12 protein-coding genes are annotated in these 15,946 nt (G+C 72.8%); 2 read left to right on the forward strand and 10 right to left on the reverse strand.

Annotation, left to right across the window (positions count from 1 at the left end; all coding sequences use genetic code 11):
* Nucleotide 1 precedes the first annotated feature (1 nt).
* The 6 genes from ACIRPK_RS30530 to rsmI form a co-directional block, all read right to left on the reverse strand.
* Nucleotides 2–919, reverse strand: coding sequence for a 4-(cytidine 5'-diphospho)-2-C-methyl-D-erythritol kinase (locus ACIRPK_RS30530; RefSeq protein ID WP_403044354.1), 918 nt, complete (start codon nt 917–919; stop codon nt 2–4).
* Nucleotides 916–1,800 (reverse strand): 16S rRNA (adenine(1518)-N(6)/adenine(1519)-N(6))-dimethyltransferase RsmA, encoded by an 885-nt coding sequence (gene rsmA / locus ACIRPK_RS30535; RefSeq protein WP_403044356.1) that lies wholly within the window; start codon nt 1,798–1,800, stop codon nt 916–918. Before rsmA ends, ACIRPK_RS30530 begins: the two co-directional genes overlap by 4 nt.
* 20 nt (nt 1,801–1,820) lie before the next feature.
* Nucleotides 1,821–2,690, reverse strand: coding sequence for a TatD family hydrolase (locus ACIRPK_RS30540; protein WP_403044359.1), 870 nt, complete (start codon nt 2,688–2,690; stop codon nt 1,821–1,823).
* Nucleotides 2,690–4,309 (reverse strand): methionine--tRNA ligase, encoded by a 1,620-nt coding sequence (metG, locus tag ACIRPK_RS30545; protein WP_403044362.1) that lies wholly within the window; start codon nt 4,307–4,309, stop codon nt 2,690–2,692. Before metG ends, ACIRPK_RS30540 begins: the two co-directional genes overlap by 1 nt.
* 75 nt (nt 4,310–4,384) lie before the next feature.
* Complete coding sequence (locus tag ACIRPK_RS30550) at nt 4,385–4,801, reverse strand: hypothetical protein (RefSeq protein WP_403044365.1); 417 nt, start codon at nt 4,799–4,801, stop codon at nt 4,385–4,387.
* Nucleotides 4,802–5,006: 205 nt separating this feature from the next.
* Complete coding sequence (rsmI, locus tag ACIRPK_RS30555; protein ID WP_403044368.1) at nt 5,007–5,855, reverse strand: 16S rRNA (cytidine(1402)-2'-O)-methyltransferase; 849 nt, start codon at nt 5,853–5,855, stop codon at nt 5,007–5,009.
* Between the two features lie 431 nt (nt 5,856–6,286).
* On the opposite strand from rsmI, the gene ACIRPK_RS30560 reads away from it, so the two are divergent.
* Both ACIRPK_RS30560 and ACIRPK_RS30565 read left to right on the forward strand, forming a co-directional pair.
* Nucleotides 6,287–8,131 (forward strand): dolichyl-phosphate-mannose--protein mannosyltransferase, encoded by a 1,845-nt coding sequence (locus ACIRPK_RS30560; RefSeq protein ID WP_403044371.1) that lies wholly within the window; start codon nt 6,287–6,289, stop codon nt 8,129–8,131.
* A gap of 121 nt (nt 8,132–8,252) precedes the next feature.
* Nucleotides 8,253–9,956 (forward strand): penicillin-binding transpeptidase domain-containing protein, encoded by a 1,704-nt coding sequence (locus ACIRPK_RS30565; protein ID WP_403044374.1) that lies wholly within the window; start codon nt 8,253–8,255, stop codon nt 9,954–9,956.
* 7 nt (nt 9,957–9,963) lie between these two features.
* Here the strand turns inward: ACIRPK_RS30565 and ACIRPK_RS30570 are convergent, their stop codons facing one another.
* The 4 genes from ACIRPK_RS30570 to ACIRPK_RS30585 form a co-directional block, all read right to left on the reverse strand.
* The gene (locus ACIRPK_RS30570; RefSeq protein WP_403044377.1) at nt 9,964–11,475 is read right to left on the reverse strand and encodes a N,N-dimethylformamidase beta subunit family domain-containing protein; all 1,512 of its coding nucleotides are present in this window, start codon (nt 11,473–11,475) and stop codon (nt 9,964–9,966) included.
* A gap of 48 nt (nt 11,476–11,523) precedes the next feature.
* The gene (locus tag ACIRPK_RS30575; protein WP_403044380.1) at nt 11,524–12,843 is read right to left on the reverse strand and encodes a glycosyltransferase family 87 protein; all 1,320 of its coding nucleotides are present in this window, start codon (nt 12,841–12,843) and stop codon (nt 11,524–11,526) included.
* A 105-nt stretch (nt 12,844–12,948) separates the two neighbouring features.
* Nucleotides 12,949–14,430, reverse strand: coding sequence for an amino acid permease (locus ACIRPK_RS30580; RefSeq protein WP_403044382.1), 1,482 nt, complete (start codon nt 14,428–14,430; stop codon nt 12,949–12,951).
* 136 nt (nt 14,431–14,566) lie between these two features.
* Nucleotides 14,567–15,826: a glycosyltransferase 87 family protein gene (locus ACIRPK_RS30585; protein ID WP_403044384.1), complete on the reverse strand. Its 1,260-nt coding sequence runs from the start codon at nt 15,824–15,826 to the stop codon at nt 14,567–14,569.
* Nucleotides 15,827–15,946: the final 120 nt, after the last annotated feature.

Genomic DNA, 15,946 nt, shown 5'->3' on the forward strand with positions numbered 1-15,946 from the left:
GTCAACCGGCCAGGACCGCCGCTCCCGGCACCGGGCCGTAGGTGGCGTGCGCGGCCCGGCAGGTGCCGGAGGCCAGCAGCGCCGCCGCGACCGCGGCGGCGCTCTCGGCGTCCGCGACCAGGAACGCCGTGGTCGGGCCCGAGCCGGAGACCAGCGCGGCCAGCGCGCCCGCCTCGGTGCCGGCCAGCAGGGTGTCGGCCAGCGCGGGCCGGAGCGAGACGGCGGCGGGCTGCAGGTCGTTGGTCAGCGCCTTGGCCAGCGCGGCCGGGTCACCGGCGGCCAGGGCGGCCAGCAGCGCCGGGTCGGCGTCCGGCGTGGGCACCTCGACGTCGGTGCAGCCGATGCCGGCCTCGACCCGCAGCCGGTCGCACTCGCGGAAGACCGCCGGGGTGGAGAGCCCGCCGTCGGCCACCGCGAAGACCCAGTGGAACGTCCCGGTGACCGGCAGCGGCTCCAGGAGCTCGCCCCGCCCCCGGCCCAGCGCGACCCCGCCGAGCAGCGCGAACGGCACGTCCGAGCCGAGCTCGGCGGCCAGCTCGTGCAGCACCCCGGCCGGGGTGTCCAGACCCCACAGCGCGTCGCAGGCGACCAGCGCGGCCGCCCCGTCGGCACTGCCGCCCGCCATGCCGCCCGCGACCGGGACAGCCTTGGCGATGTGCAGCGCGACGTTCGGCTCGATGCCGTGGTGGGCGGCCAGCAGCCGGGCCGCGCGGGCGGCCAGGTTGGTGTCGTCCAGCGGGACCGCACCGGCGTCCGGCCCGGAGCAGGTGAGGGTGACGCCCTCGCCGTGACGGGCCGTCACCTCGTCGCCGAGGGCGACCGCGAAGAACACGTTGGCCAGGTCGTGGAAGCCGTCGGCCCGCAGTCCGCCGACCCCGAGCTGCACGTTGACCTTGGCGGGCACCCGGACCGTGATCACTCGGCACCCCCGACCGGCTTGTGCTCGGCGATCGCGGCGAACTGCTCGACCGTCAGCATCTCGCCGCGCAGCTTGTGGTCGATCCCGGCGGCGGCCAGCGCCTGCTCGGCCCCGGCCGCCGAGCCGGCCCAGCCGGCGAGGGCGGCCCGCAGGGTCTTCCGGCGCTGTGCGAAGGCGGCGTCCACCACCGCGAACACCTCCTTGCGGGTCGCGGTGGTCTGCGGCGGCTGACGACGGACCAGCGAGACCAGCCCGGAGTCCACGTTCGGCGCGGGCCAGAAGACGTTCCGGCCGATCGCCCCGGCCCGCTTCACCTCGGCGTACCAGTTGGCCTTGACCGAGGGCACCCCGTACACCTTGTTGCCCGGCTTGGCGGCGAGCCGGTCGGCGACCTCGCTCTGCACCATCACCAGGGTGCGTTCGATGGTCGGGAAGGTGGCCAGCATGTGCAGCAGCACCGGCACGGCCACGTTGTACGGCAGGTTGGCGACCAGCGCGGTGGGCGGCGGGCCCGGCAGCTCGGTGACCTCCATCGCGTCGCTGAGCACCAGGTCGAAGTCCTTCACCCGCTCCGGCAGCCGGGCGGCCACCGTGGTCGGCAGGTGCCTCGCCAGCAGCGGGTCGATCTCCACCGCCGTGACGTGCTTGGCCACCTCCAGCAGCGCCAGCGTCAGCGACCCGAGCCCGGGCCCGACCTCGACCACCACGTCCTCGGCCGTCACCCCGCCCGCCCGGACGATCCGGCGCACGGTGTTGCCGTCGATCACGAAGTTCTGCCCGCGCTGCTTGGTGGGCTTCACCCCGAGCGTGGCGGCCAGCTCACGGATGTCGGAGGCGCCGAGCAGGAAGCTGTCGGCCGTGGGGGTGGGGTCGCTGTTCACCCGCCAAGGATACGAGCCGTTCAGTACCCGAAGGCGCGGGCGGTGTTGGCCGCGACCGCCGTGGCGAGGCCGTCGTCGGACAGGCCCAGGGTGGCCGCCATCGAGCGCAGGGTGACCGGGATCAGGTACGGCGCGTTGGGGCGGCCCCGGTACGGGTGCGGGGTGAGGAAGGGCGCGTCGGTCTCGATCAGCACCCGGTCCAGCGGGGTGGCCAGCAGGGCGTCCCGGAGCGGCTGGTTCGCCTTGAAGGTGACCGGGCCGGCGAAGGACAGGTACCAGCCGTGCTCGGCGCAGACCCTGGCCATCTCGGCGTCGCCGGAGTAGCAGTGGAAGACGGTGCGCTCGGGCGCGCCCTCGGCCAGCAGGACGTCGATCACGTCCTGGTGCGCCTCCCGGTCGTGGATCACCAGCGCCTTGCCGTGGCGCTTGGCGATCTCGATGTGCCGGCGGAACGACTCCTTCTGGATGTCCACGCCCTCGGGCCCGGTCCGGAAGTAGTCCAGACCGGTCTCGCCGACCGCGAGCACCTGCGGCAGCGCGGCCAGCCGGTCGATCTCGGCCAGCGCCGCCTCCAGCGCGGGCGAGCCGCCCGGGGCCCGCTGCTGCCCCGACCAGCCGTCGGGGTCGCCGAGCACCAGCCGGGGCGCCTCGTTGGGGTGCAGCGCGACGGCCGCGTGGACCTGCTCGAACTCCGCCGCCAGCTCGGCCGCCCAGCGGGAGCCGGCCACGTCGCAGCCCACCTGGACCACGGTGGTCACCCCCACCGAGGCGGCCTTGGCCAGGCTCTCGGCGGGGGTGCCGGACTGCATGTCCAGGTGGGTGTGCGAGTCGGCGACCGGCACCCCGAGGGGGACGGGCAGCGGCGGCGGGGTCGAGCGGTCGTCGGCCATCAGACGGCGGGCTTCTCTTCCAGGCGGGGGAACAGGATCTCGCCCTTGGTCACCGTGGCGCCCACCGGCAGGCGGCCCCAGTCGGCGACGGTGGCGATGGTCTGCGCGGCCAGCGGGCCGAGCTCGGGCTCCGCGCCGAGCGACTCCCAGAGCTTCTCGGCGGTTGCCGGCATCAGCGGGTTGAGCAGCACGGCGGTCGCCCGCAGCGCCTCGGCGGCGGTGTACAGGATGGTGGCGAGCCTCGCCTGGCCCTCCGCCGAGGTGTCCTTGGCGACCTTCCACGGCTCCTGCTCGGTGAGGTAGCCGTTGACCTGCTTGATGAACTCGAAGACGGCCGCGATGCCGCCCGCGAAGTCCAGCTCCTCGCCGATCTTCCGGTCGGCGACCTGAGTGGCCGTCACCAGCCCGTCGGCGACCGCCTGCTCGGCCGCACCGGCCGCCGTGGCGGCGGGCAGCGAGCCCTCGTGGTACTTGCCGACCATGGCGGCGACCCGGGAGGCCAGGTTGCCGAAGTCGTTGGCCAGCTCGGAGGTGTACCGGGCGGAGAAGTCCTCCCAGGAGAACGAGCCGTCGGTGCCGAACGGGATCGCCCGCAGGAAGTAGTACCGGTACGCATCCACGCCGAAGTGCGAGGTGAGGTCCTGCGGGGAGATGCCGGTCAGGTTCGACTTGGACATCTTCTCGCCGCCGACCATCAGCCAGCCGTTGGCGACCACCCGCTTGGGCAGCGGCAGCCCGGCGGCCATCAGCATGGCCGGCCAGATCACCGCGTGGAACCGCAGGATGTCCTTGCCGACCAGGTGCACCGAGGCCGGCCACAGCTCGGCGAACCGCTCCGGGTCGGCGCCGTAACCGGCGGCGGTGATGTAGTTCTGCAGCGCGTCCACCCAGACGTACAGGACGTGCTTCTCGTCCCAGGGCAGCGGGACGCCCCAGTTGAAGGTGGAGCGGGAGATCGACAGGTCCTTGAGGTCCTGCTCGACGAACCGCAGCACCTCGTTGCGGGCCGAGGCCGGGGCGATGAAGTCGGGGTTCTCGGCGTAGAACTCCAGCAGCTTCGGGCCGTAGGCGGAGAGCCGGAAGAAGTAGTTCTCCTCCTCCAGCCACTCGACCGGCTTCTTGTGCACCGGACAGAGCTTCTCGTCCTCGGTGGCGCCCGGCAGCAGCTCGCCGGGGAGCTTGTACTCCTCGCAGCCGACGCAGTACGGGCCCTCGTAGCCGCCCTTGTAGATCTCGCCCTTGTCGAACAGGTCCTGGACGAACTCCTGGACCCGGTCGGTGTGCCGCTGCTGGGTGGTGCGGATGAAGTCGTCGTTGGCCACGTTGAGGTGCTGCCAGAGCGGCTTCCACTCCTCCTCGACCAGCTTGTCGCACCACTCCTGCGGGGTGACCCCGTGGGCGTCCGCCGTGCGCATGATCTTCTGGCCGTGTTCGTCGGTACCGGTCAGGTACCACACCTTCTCCCCGCGCTGGCGGTGCCAGCGGGTGAGGACGTCCCCGGCGACCGTGGTGTACGCGTGGCCCAGGTGCGGGCGATCGTTCACGTAGTAGATCGGGGTGGTGACGTAGTAGGCCGAGTTCGATGCCTCGGTGGTGCTGTGGTCTGCAGTGGCCGCCATGGTCGGAAATCTTAGCGGCGCGAAGGAACCACCCTCGACTCGATTGGCTCGGGGGTGGTCCCCAGGACGCGAGGGTCAGGCCGCGCGGCCGAACAGCGAGCGCAGCCAGGTGCCGAACGAGCGGTGCGGCAGCCGGGTGCGGTGCGGGTGCTCCGGCTCGGCCCGGCCCGCGTAACCGGGGGCGTGGTGCCAGGACCGCTCGACCGAGGCGACCCGGCCGGCCGGCATGATCCGCACGGTGTGCCCGCCGCAGCCCGGGCAGGTCGGCTTCAGCAGCGGGGAGGGGACCCGGACGCCGTTCGCGTGGTACTCGACCACCAGGTGACCGTCCCGCGCCTTGTGGTGCTCGATCCGGTAGTCCTGCTCCCAGCCGTAGCCGCAGCTCAGGCAGGCGAAGGAGTACGCCTCCCGGACGGTCTCCACCGGCGTCGGCGGCCTGGTCGTGCCCAGCGTGGGGTCGGTGTTCGTCGGACTGCCGATCGTGTCGCTCATGACCGTCTCCCAGCGCCCGCCGGGCGTTCGCCCGGCTCGGGTCTTTCCATCCCAGGGAATGCCCGGGGCCCGGACTCCGCCAACCGGGTTTCCGAAGCTTGGCTCCGAATTGGAAATACCTGTACGACAACCGGGCCAAAGCTTCAACAACCCATGGTTTTACGGAGTGCTTCCTCCACGGTACGCGCGGGTCCGGCGGCCCGCGTCAGCTGCCGTGCTTGGCCGCCACCACCGCGTCGAACACCGCCCGCTTGGGCAGCCCGAGCTCGGCGGCGACCGAGGCGATCGCCTCCTTGCGGCCCTCGCCCGCCTCCTGCTCCCGCAGGGTGACCAGCCGGGCCAGCTCGGCCGGGGTGCGCTCCTGCGGCGCGGTCGGCGGGGCGCCGGCCACCACCACGGTGATCTCGCCCCGGACCCCGTCGGCGGCCCAGGCCGCCAGCGTGGCGAGGCCGCCGCGCTTGATCTCCTCGTACGTCTTGGTCAGCTCGCGGCAGACGGCCGCCGGGCGGTCCGCTCCGAAGGCGTCCGCCATCGCGGCCAGCGACTCGGCGATCCGGTGCGGGGCCTCGAAGAACACCATGGTGCGCGGCTCGGCCTTGAGCTCGGCCAGGGTCCGGGCCCGGTCGCCGTTCTTCCGGGGCAGGAAGCCCTCGAAGGTGAACCGGTCCACCGGCAGGCCGGACAGCGCCAGCGCGGTGAGCACGGCGGACGGCCCCGGCACGGCGGTGACCTTGATCCCGACGGCCACGGCGGCGTCCACCAGCCGGTACCCCGGGTCCGAGACGGACGGCATCCCGGCGTCGGTGACCAGCAGCACCCGGGAGCCGTTCTGCAACGCCTCCACCAGCTCCGGGGTCCGGCCCACCTCGTTGCCCTCGAAGTACGACACCACCCGGCCGGTCGGGGTCACCCCGAGCGCCTGGGTCAGCCGACGCAGGCGGCGGGTGTCCTCCGCCGCGATCACGTCCGCCGTGGCCAGCTCGGTGAGCAGTCGGGGCGGCGCGTCCGAGACGTCACCGATGGGAGTTCCTGCGAGCACGAGTACGCCTGTCACCCACCCATCCTCCCAGCTCCCGACGACTCCTCGGCCATCTCCCTCCGGGGGCCCGACGCTGCGCTTTTGGCAGGCGAGTCAGTTGCACTGTCCAGGGGCTCGGGGCTGCGCCTTTGGCAGGGCGTCCAGTTGCACTGTCCAGGGGCTCGGGGAACTGCGAGGAGATCTGGCGTGCGGGTCACTGCGAAAGTGCCTGACCACCCACGCAACGGTGACCTTGTACGAGGCCGGCGTCGCAGTTCCCCGAGCCCCTGGACCGTAGACCCGAAGCGCCTGCCAAAAGTCGGCGACGACCGCGTGGCGGAGCCGCACACCAGCGCAGCCCCGGCCTCCTGGCTTCCGAAGCGTGTACCTGGAGTTCCCCGGCAGAAATGGTGACGAAAGGGGCAGGATCACGGCGGGCCATTGCCTGCTCGGGAGCCGCCCCTACGATGTGGCGGGTGAGCGGCGAAAAGGGCCTTGAGGGGCCGGCTGGCGTAGACCACTCGGAGCGGGGCGGAGCCGTCCTGCTGGACGGTGCTGCCGCCGTGCCGAGCCCCCGGGCGGAAGAGCCCGAGCGGCCGAGCTGGCGCGGTGCGCTGGAACGGTTCGGGCACCGGCCGACCGACCGGGCCGGGACGGCGGAGCGGCTGGCGCCGCCGATGCCGGACGGCCCCGGCGTGACGCCCGACCGGGTGCCGCCCTCGCCGCTGCTGCTCCGCCTCGGGGTGCGCCTGCCGGACGCACTGTGGTCCTGGCTGTGCCGCTGGGCCGGCTGGCTCGGCCCGCTCGTGGTGGCGCTGTTCGCCGGGGTGCTGCGGTTCAGCGGCCTGGGCGGCCCGCACTCGATGATCTTCGACGAGACCTACTACGCCAAGGACGCCTACTCGCTCTGGCAGGTCGGCTACGAGACCAGCTGGCCGGACGACGCCAACGGCAAGATCCTCTCGCCGGTCCAGTCCATCCCGTTCCGGACCGATCCGTCGTACATCGTCCATCCGCCGGTCGGGAAGTGGGTGATCGGGCTGGGCGAGCAGCTGTTCGGGATGAACCCGTTCGGCTGGCGGTTCGCGGTCGCGGTGCTCGGCACCCTCTCGGTGCTGATGGTGGCCCGGATCGGGCGGCGGCTGTTCCGCTCCACCCTGCTGGGCACGGTGGCCGGGCTGCTGCTCGCGGTGGACGGGCTGCACTTCGTGATGAGCCGGTCGGCGCTGCTCGACCTGGTGGTGATGTTCTGGTGCCTGGCCGCGTTCGGCTTCCTGCTGCTCGACCGGGACCGGACCAGGGCGCTGATCGCCCGTCGGCTGGAGCACACGCCCGGCGGTGACTGGCTGTTCCTGGGCTGGCGCCCGTACCGGCTGGCCGCCGGGGTCTGCATCGGCCTGACCCTGGCCACCAAGTGGAGCGGGATGTGGGTGCTGGTGGTCTTCTGGCTGCTCGGCGCGCTCTGGGACACCGGGGCCCGTCGGCTGGCAGGGGCTCGGCACCCGGTCCGGGGCGCGCTGTGGGACTCCGTGCTCGCCGGGGTGGTCCTGTTCGTCGTCACGATCTCGGTCTACGTCGCCAGCTGGGCCGGCTGGTTCGCGTCCAGCACCGAGCCGGGCAAGGGCGGGTACGGCCGGGACTGGGCCCTGCACCGGGGCGGGCTCTCACCGGAGCACATCGGCGGCGTCAGGATGCCGTTCCAGGTCGACCTGACCTGGGTGCCGGACGCGCTGCGCAGCCTCTGGCACTACCACGCGACGATGTGGGACTTCCACGTCGGCCTGACCAGCCCGCACACCTACCAGTCGAACCCGTGGAGCTGGCTGGTCGTCGGCCGCCCGGTGTCGTTCTTCTACGAGTCGCCGAAGCTGGGGCAGTCCGGCTGCACGGTGAACGAGTGCGCGGCCGAGGTGCTCGGGATCGGGACGCCGCTGCTCTGGTGGCTGGGCCTGGTCGCCCTGCTCTACTGCCTGTACCGCTCGGTGCTGCGGGCGGACTGGCGGGCGGGCGCGATCGTGCTCGGGCTGGCGGCCGGGTACGCGCCCTGGTTCCTCTACCAGGAGCGCACCATCTTCCTGTTCTACGCGGTGATCTTCGTGCCGTTCCTGGTGCTCGCGGTGACCATGATGCTCGGGGCGCTGATCGGCCCCGCGACGGCCTCCCGGGACCGGCGGGTGATCGGCGGTACGGCGGCCGGGCTGCTGGTGCTGATGGTGATGTGGAACTTCCTCTACTTCCTGCCGATCTACACCGGCCAGACCATCCCGATGGACGACTGGCGGGCCCGGATGTGGCTCAACAGCTGGATCTGACCCGCCATCCGGCGGATTCTGTACCAGATGCGTCACAAATGACCCTCCGATAACAGGTACACGGAGTTCCCCCACCTACTGTGGAGTGGACCTGCCATGACCATCGGGGGAATTCCGCACCATGAACAACGCCGCCAAGATAGGCATCGCCACCGTCTGCACGGCGCTGGTCGGGGTCGCCGGATTCGGCGCTTACAACGTGTACGACGCGATGAACGGGGACGACGCCAAGTCGCCCAAGGTCCGTACGGTGGTGGCCGAGGCGCCCGCCGCCGACCTGGCCGCAGCCGGGGCCAAGGCGTTCCTGGAGGCGTGGGCCAAGGGTGACCTGGAGGCGGCCGGGGCGCTGACCGACCAGCCGGACACCGCGATCGCCGCCCTGCGGGCCTTCCAGGAGAAGGTGAAACCGAGCGGCGTCACGCTCACCCCCGGTGGCACCCCGACCGCCTCGGCCAGCCCGTCCGCGAGCGCTTCCGCCTCGGCGAAGGCCGCCCCGAGCGCGAGCGCCCCGGCGAGCGCCCCGACCGGCACCGAGGTGCCGTTGAGCTTCCGGGCCAAGGTGGAGTTCGCCGGGACCGCCAACGCCTGGAACTACGAGGGCCGGCTCGGCCTGGTCAAGATGAGCGACGGCAAGGCCGCCGTGCACTGGACCCCGAACGTGATCCACCCGAAGCTGGACAGCGGCGAGAGCATCGCGGTGAAGCCGGTCTTCGCCGAGCCCGCGATGGTGGTGGACCGCAACGGCAAGCCGCTGAACTACCCCTCGCTGACCCCCGCCCTGATGGCCAGGTTCAAGCAGAACGCCGCCGGGGCCCCGGAGGACGCCGGGACCGGTGTGGTGATCACCAAGGACGACGGCAGCGGCACGGCGGACAAGCTGTTCACCATCACCGACCCGAAGCCCGTGCCCTCGCTCAAGCTGACCCTGGACGGCAAGCTCCAGGCCGAGGCCGAGAAGGCGGTGGCGGGCGCGTCCAAGGGCGGCACCCTCCCGGCCTCGCTGGTCGCCATCGAGCCCAGCACCGGGAACGTGCTGGCCTTCGCCAACGCCCCGGCCGGCGGGCAGAACCGGGCCTTCCTGGCCGCGATCGCACCGGGCTCCACCATGAAGGTGATCACCGCGGCCGCACTGCTGGAGGCCGGGGTCAAGCCGGACGACGTGCTGCCCTGCCCCGCCACCCTGAGCGTGGCCGGACAGACCTTCAAGAACGACTTCCCGGATCCGCACGAGGACTGGAAGTTCTCCCAGGACCTCGCCCAGTCCTGCAACACCGCCCTGATCAAGAAGGGTCTGGAGGTGCTGAAGAGCGGCGACATGGAAGCACTGGCCAAGGACGCCTTCGGCATCGGGCCGACCTGGAAGACCGGCATGCTGCTGGCCCCCGCCAAGGCCCCCGCGCCGACCGGGGACAACCTGCGCGCCGCCCAGCTGATCGGCCAGGGCCACATCACCATGAACGCCCTCACCATGGCCTCGATCTCCGCGACCGTGCAGAGCGGCACCTTCCGGCAGCCGATCCTGGTGCCCGGCTCCGAGCAGCAGAAGGCCGACCGGACGCTCTCCCCGGCCACCCTGCAGGGCCTGCGCGCGATGATGAACCTGACCGCCACCAGCGGCACCGCCGCCGGGCCGATGAGCGGCATCACCGCCGGCGCGGGTGCCAAGACCGGTACGGCCCAGGTCGACGGCCAGGCCGACGACAACAGCTGGTTCACCGCCTACCGGGGCAACCTCGCGGTGGCCGCCGAGGTCGGCGGCGGCGGGCACGGTGCCGCGGCCGCCGGACCGGCCTCCGCGATGGTGCTCAAGGTCGGCAACGGCTGACGCCGGATCAGGCCACGGGGTGCCGGTGCGCCGCCGGGCCGGCGGCGAAGGCCCGCAGCAGGTTCTCGGTGACCTGCCGGGTGAACGCCCCGGCCCGGTGGTCCATCCCGTGGTCGGCCCTACCGCCGCCCGGGCCGTCGGCGTCCAGCGCCTCCACCCAGCGCATGGTGCCGGTGGCGAACACCCCGGCCCCGCCGGCCACCGTGCCGTACGCCGAGTCGGCCCGGCTGCGGCGACCGTCGCAGACCACCGGTGAGCTGGCGACGATCTCGACCGGGCCCGCCGCCGGGCCGGCCGAGGGCACCCGGTCGTACTCGACCCCGACCAGGTGCGGGAAGCTGTCGCCGGCCACCGCACCCGTACCGGCCAGCAGCCAGTGCCCGGGGTTGCTCACCACGTACGGCGCGTCCACCGGGTAGCCGTCGTAGCTCACCCCGAGCAGGCCGCTCTCCGGGTCGGCGCCAGGCCCTTCCCGGAAGTCGGTGGTGGCGGGCCGCCCGGCCCGGAAGCCGGGGTCGTCCCGGTAGTCGGACTTCCAGCACACCACCGTCCGGTCGGGACCGAGCGCCGAAGGCTCGTAACGGACCCTGCGGTAGCAGCAGTTGGCGCCCAGGAAGGCCAGGTTGGTGCCCGAGTCGCGGGCCGCCGTGACGTGCTGCCGCTGCTCGTTGGACCAGTACTCGTCGTGCCCCAACGAGACCACCGCCGCGGCCCCGCGCAGCAGTTCGGGCTCTCGGGCCAGGTCGGTCCCGGTGGCGTAGCCGAGCGGCAGCCCGAGCCGTTCGGCCAACGCGATCAGCGGGGCCTCGTAGACCAGGAACAGCCCGGCGCCGTCGTCGTAGTGGTAGGGCCGGTCGAAGACGACCTCCAGCGCCCGGGTGCCGTAGCCGCCGGTCGGGCCGTTGTAGAGGCTGTACCCGCCCCACTCGTTGTACGCCTGCCAGGTCGCCACGGCGTTCACCAGGACGGTCCGCCCCGCGGTCTCCCGGGAGCGGACGGTGACCGGGACGTACCGCTGGCCGGGGCCGCCGACCGCGTCCAGCCGGAGCAGGTAACCGCCCTCGGGCCAGCCGGTGGTGTCGACCGTGGTGGTCCGCGGCCAGTCGGCCCGGACGGTCCTGGTCCCGGCGGCCACGGTGGGCCCCGGGCGGGCCGCGCCGGGCAGTCGCCCGGACCGCCAGACCAGCCGGGCCCTGGCGCCGCCGTACCAGCCCATCCGGTAGGCGGAGACGGTGAAGCCGGGGGCGGTGGTCGACACGTGCAGGCCGAGCGGCTCGCCGGGGAGCACGCTGACCCGGTCGGCGAAGCCCTCGATCGCGTCCGGTGGGCCCGGTGCGGTGACCTTCCAGTCCGCGTCGCCCGGGCGGTCGTTCTCGGCCCTGGCCGGTGCCGGGCTGGGCAGCGGCTGCTGGTTTGCGACCGGGGGCTCGGTGGCGGCCGGGGTGCTCCCACAGGCCGTCAGGCCGGCGGCCGCCACGGCCAGTCCGAGGAACTTCCGCCGCCCGGTATGTTGCGCCATGTCCGCATCGTCCCACGCCCCGGCCGGGAAACCGGGGAGCGGCCCGGGTCAGAGCTGAACGCCCGTCAGGATCGTGGTGAGCCGGTCCCTCGGCCGGGGCCCGGCGGCCAGCCGGGGCCAGATCACCAGCACCGCCGGGAGCGCCAGATAGCCGAACCGGCCGGCCGGGGCGAGCGTGAACGCGACGGTCAGCCCGACCGCCAGCACGTCGCAGGCGGCCACCGCCGAGGTCGGCGGGTAGGCCAGCAGCCAGAGGGTGACCCCGAGCCCGCCGAGGCAGAGCAGGGTGAGCGAGATGGTGTGCCCGGTCGGCCCGAACCCGGCCAGTACCTTGCCCGGCAGCGGGCTGCCCGCCGGGGTGTGCACGGCGGTCAGCCCGAGCGGGAAGCGCACCACCTGTTCGCGCAGCACCTGGCCCTGGGTCAGCAGGTACGGCAGCACCAGCGCGAGGCCGCCGGCCACCGCGGTCAGCGTGGCGCGGGCGGCCGGGCGGCGGCCGTACAGCCGCCAGAGCAGCAGGGCCGCCACCGGGAGCGCGGGCCAGGCGGTCCACTTGAGGGTGCAGGCCAGCACCAGCACCAGACCGGCGGGGACCGCCCGGCCCTTGGCGGCCAGCGCCAGCGCCAGGCAGCAGACCCCGATCAGCGGCAGGTCCACCCCGCCCACGACCAGCGCCAGCGCGATCAGCGGGGAGGCGGTCAGGGTGGCCAGCGGCAGCAGCGGCGAGGCGGCGGGCTGCGGCCGGAGCAGCCGCCAGCAGGCCAGCAGGCAGGCCAGGAAGGTGACGGCGAACCAGATCCGGGCGTCCCCCAGCACCGTGGTCACCGGGTTCCCGCTGCCCAGCAGCGCCCGGGGCAGCCCGAACAGCGCCATGGTCGGCAGGTAGGGGTCGTAGTCGGTGACCCGGGCCGGATCGGGCAGGTACGGGCTGCCGGTGTGCAGCAGCAGGACGGCCGAGCGTTCGACCACCATCACCTCGGACTGGTGCCGGCCCTGCAGCACCAGCAGCACCAGCGGCAGCAGGACGGCGCCGAGCACGGCCGCCCCGGCCGCCGCCCGCGCGGCGTACCGGCGCGGCAGAGCGAGGCGGAGCACGGCGGCCAGACCGTAGGCGGGGGCCGCCACGGTGCCCCAGAAGATCTGGTTCGGCAGGTCGGAGACCAGCGGGAAGGCGAGCGCCCAACCCGCCGCGACCGCACACCCCAGCACCTGGACGGTCCGCCGCCGGGCCGGCCGGAGCCGGGCCCGGCTCGCCGGGTCGGTGGACGTGCGCTGCTCGGGTATCCGGGCGGCCACCCCCGACCGGGGTGCCTCGTGCAGGGGACAGACCGCCTGCTCGGGTGCTCCGGGGGTTCGGGTGGTCGCCATGCTGGAAGGGTAGGGGCTGAGTTGTGCTGTTCCGCAGAAGGAGCGGCAACTGTTATGTGGAGCTCTCGGGAGGGCCCGGCGGCGCGGCGCCGGGCCCTCCGCCGGTCAGCCCGTCCGGGTGGGTCCGGGGTCCGGCCGGTTGAGCTTGGAGTGCTTGACGCTGTAGCCGAAGTAGACGACGGCGGCGACCGCCAGGGCCGCACCGAAGAACGCGTACGTCACCGCGTGCAGCTCGGAGATCAGGTAGGCGCAGAACCCGACGCTGAGCACCGGCACCACCGGGTAACCCGGCACCTTGAAGCCGCGCGGCAGGTCCGGCTGGGTGCGGCGCAGGATGACGACGCCGACCGAGACCACCGAGAACGCCACCAGGGTGCCCAGGCTGGTCAGGTCGGTGAGGATGTCCAGCGGTACGAAGGCGGCCAGCACCGAGACCCCGAGGCCGACCACCCCGGTGTTCCAGACCGGGGTGCCGGTGCGCGGCGAGAGCTCGGCGAACTTCTTCGGCAGCATGCCGTCCCGGCCCATCGAGTACAGGATCCGGGTCTGACCGTAGATCACCACCAGGGTGATGCTGAAGATCGAGACGATCGCGCCGACCGCGAACATGACGGCGGGCCAGCGCTGGCCGGTGACGTCCTGGAGGATCTGCGCCAGCCCGGCCTCCTGGCCGTCGAACTGCTGCCAGGGCTGGGCGCCGACGGCGGTCACCGCCACGCCGATGTAGAGCAGGGTGACCACCACCAGCGAGATGATGATCGCCGCCGGCAGTGTCCGGCGCGGGTTCTTGACCTCCTCGCCGGCCGTGGACACCGCGTCCAGGCCGATGAAGGAGAAGAAGATGCTGGACGCGGCCACCCCGACGCCGCCGATGCCCAGCGGCATGAACGGGGTCAGGTTGCCGGCCTGGAAGCCGGTCAGGCCGATCGCGATGAACAGCAGCAGGATGACGATCTTGATGACCACCATGGTCGCGTTCACCCGGGCCGACTCGCTGGCGCCGCGGATCAGCAGCGTGACCACCATCGCCACCAGGATCACGGCCGGCAGGTTGAACACCCCGCCGTCGCCGGGCGGGGCGGCCATCCACTCCGGCAGCGTGAAGCCGAAGGCCAGGTCGAAGAACTTGTTCAGGTACTGCCCCCAGCTGACCGCGATCGCCGAGGCCGAGACCCCGTACTCCAGCAGCAGGCAGACCCCGACCCCGAAGGCGACGATCTCGCCGAGGGTCGCGTAGGCGTACGAGTAGGAGGAGCCGGAGACCGGGATCGCCGAGGCCATCTCCGCGTAGCAGAGCGCGGTGAGCCCGGCGGTGACGGCGGCCAGCAGGAAGGAGAGCACCACGGCGGGCCCGGCCTCGGGCACCGCGCTGCTCAGCACGAAGAAGATGCCGGTGCCGACGGTCGCCCCGATGCCGATCGAGGACAGCTGCCAGAGGCCGATCGAGCGGCGCAGGTGGATGCCGGACCGGCCGCCCTCCTCGGGCGCGCCGACCGGCGGCGCGTCGGCCGCCCCGCTCTCGGCGATCAGGGTGGCGACCGGTTTCTTCCGGAGCAGGCGCGAGCCGGGGGTGCTCTGAGTGCTCAAGGGGTGGTTCCTTCGGGGCGGGGGAGGTCGGAGCCGGCCTGGCGGGTCGTCAGGCGGTGACCGACAAACCAGACACTTCGCACGCGGCAGACTACGCCTCCGACCCCCGGATCAGGCTCCGGCCACCCGCCGGGGGTCACTCACCGCCGGACCGGGCGGTCACCAGGGAGCCCTGGCTCGGCTCGACCGCGCTGACCACGAGTTCCGAGTTGACCACCGGCTCGGGCTCCTTCACCCGCAGCACGGCCAGCACCAGCACCAGGAACCCGACCAGCACGTAGACCTCGCCGCCGAGGTGCTCCCACGGGGACAGTTGCAGCTCCAGCCCGTTCTTGTGCGGCACCATCCACATGCCGCGCGACAGGAACGCGACCACCACCAGCGCGAGCACGGCCCGGTACGGCAGGCGGCGGCTCCGCTGGGCCGCCTCGGCGGCCAGCAGGACCAGCAGCGGCACGCACCAGATCCAGTGGTGGGTCCAGCTGATCGGCGAGATCAGCAGCGCGGTGATCGCGGTGCAGACCACCCCCCAGGCCTCGGCCCGGGGCGCGCCCCCGCGCAGCGAGCGGGTGGCGAGGGCGAGGCCGGCGACCGCCACCAGGCCGGCCACCGCAGTGGCCGGGAAACCGGGGTGCTCGGTGTGCAGCAGGCGGGCCAGCGCTCCGCTGATCGCCTGGTTGTCGACGATCTCGGTGCGGCCGACCCGGGTGGAGTCCCACAGGTAGGTGGTCCAGAAGCCGTAGGAGGCGCCGGGCAGCGCGACCGTCCCGATCAGCGCGGTGACCAGGAAGGTGGCGCCGGAGACCATGGCCGCCCGGATCCGGCCGGTGAGCAGCAGGTAGACCGCGAATATCCCCGGGGTGAGCTTGATGCCGATGGCCAGGCCGATGCCGATGCCCGTGAAGCGGTGCTTGTGCGTCAGGTCCCAGAGCACCAGACAGGCGATCACCAGGTTGATCTGCCCGTACTGGAGGGTGGTGTAGACCGGTTCGAGGAAGACCCCCGCGCCGACGGCCAGCAGCAGCGCGGGCGCCCGGCGGCCCGGGCGCGGCCAGCCGACCAGCCGGAAGGAGAGGTGGACCAGCAGGGCGAGCAGGGCGATGTTGGCCAGGGTGACCACCACCCGCAGGACCGATATGTCGAACCAGGTCGCGGGGACGAACAGCATCGCGGCGAACGGGGGGTAGGTCGCCGGGAGGTTCCAGCCGGGGAGCCGCATCGCGTAGAGGTCCTGGCCGTTGGCGACGGCCGCGCCCTCCGCCCGGTACACCAGCATGTCGACCATCGAGAAGCCGTGGAAGTGCCGGATCACCGCGAAGACCGAGAGCAGCGCCAGCGCGACCAGCGCCGTGCTGGCCGTACCGGTCCGCATCAGCGCCCTGAGCCGGTCAGGCATGACGACTCGCCGTCGAGCGGGCAGCCGGAGTTCGACGGTGTGACGACATGACGGTTTCCCCCTATGGGCACGGCTCGGAGCCGTCCACGCTAACCCAGCCCGGTACACCGCAACCGTGAC

Origin of the sequence: Kitasatospora sp. NPDC101801 (assembly GCF_044766665.1) — a bacterium.
Taxonomy (GTDB): Bacteria; Actinomycetota; Actinomycetes; order Streptomycetales; family Streptomycetaceae; genus Kitasatospora.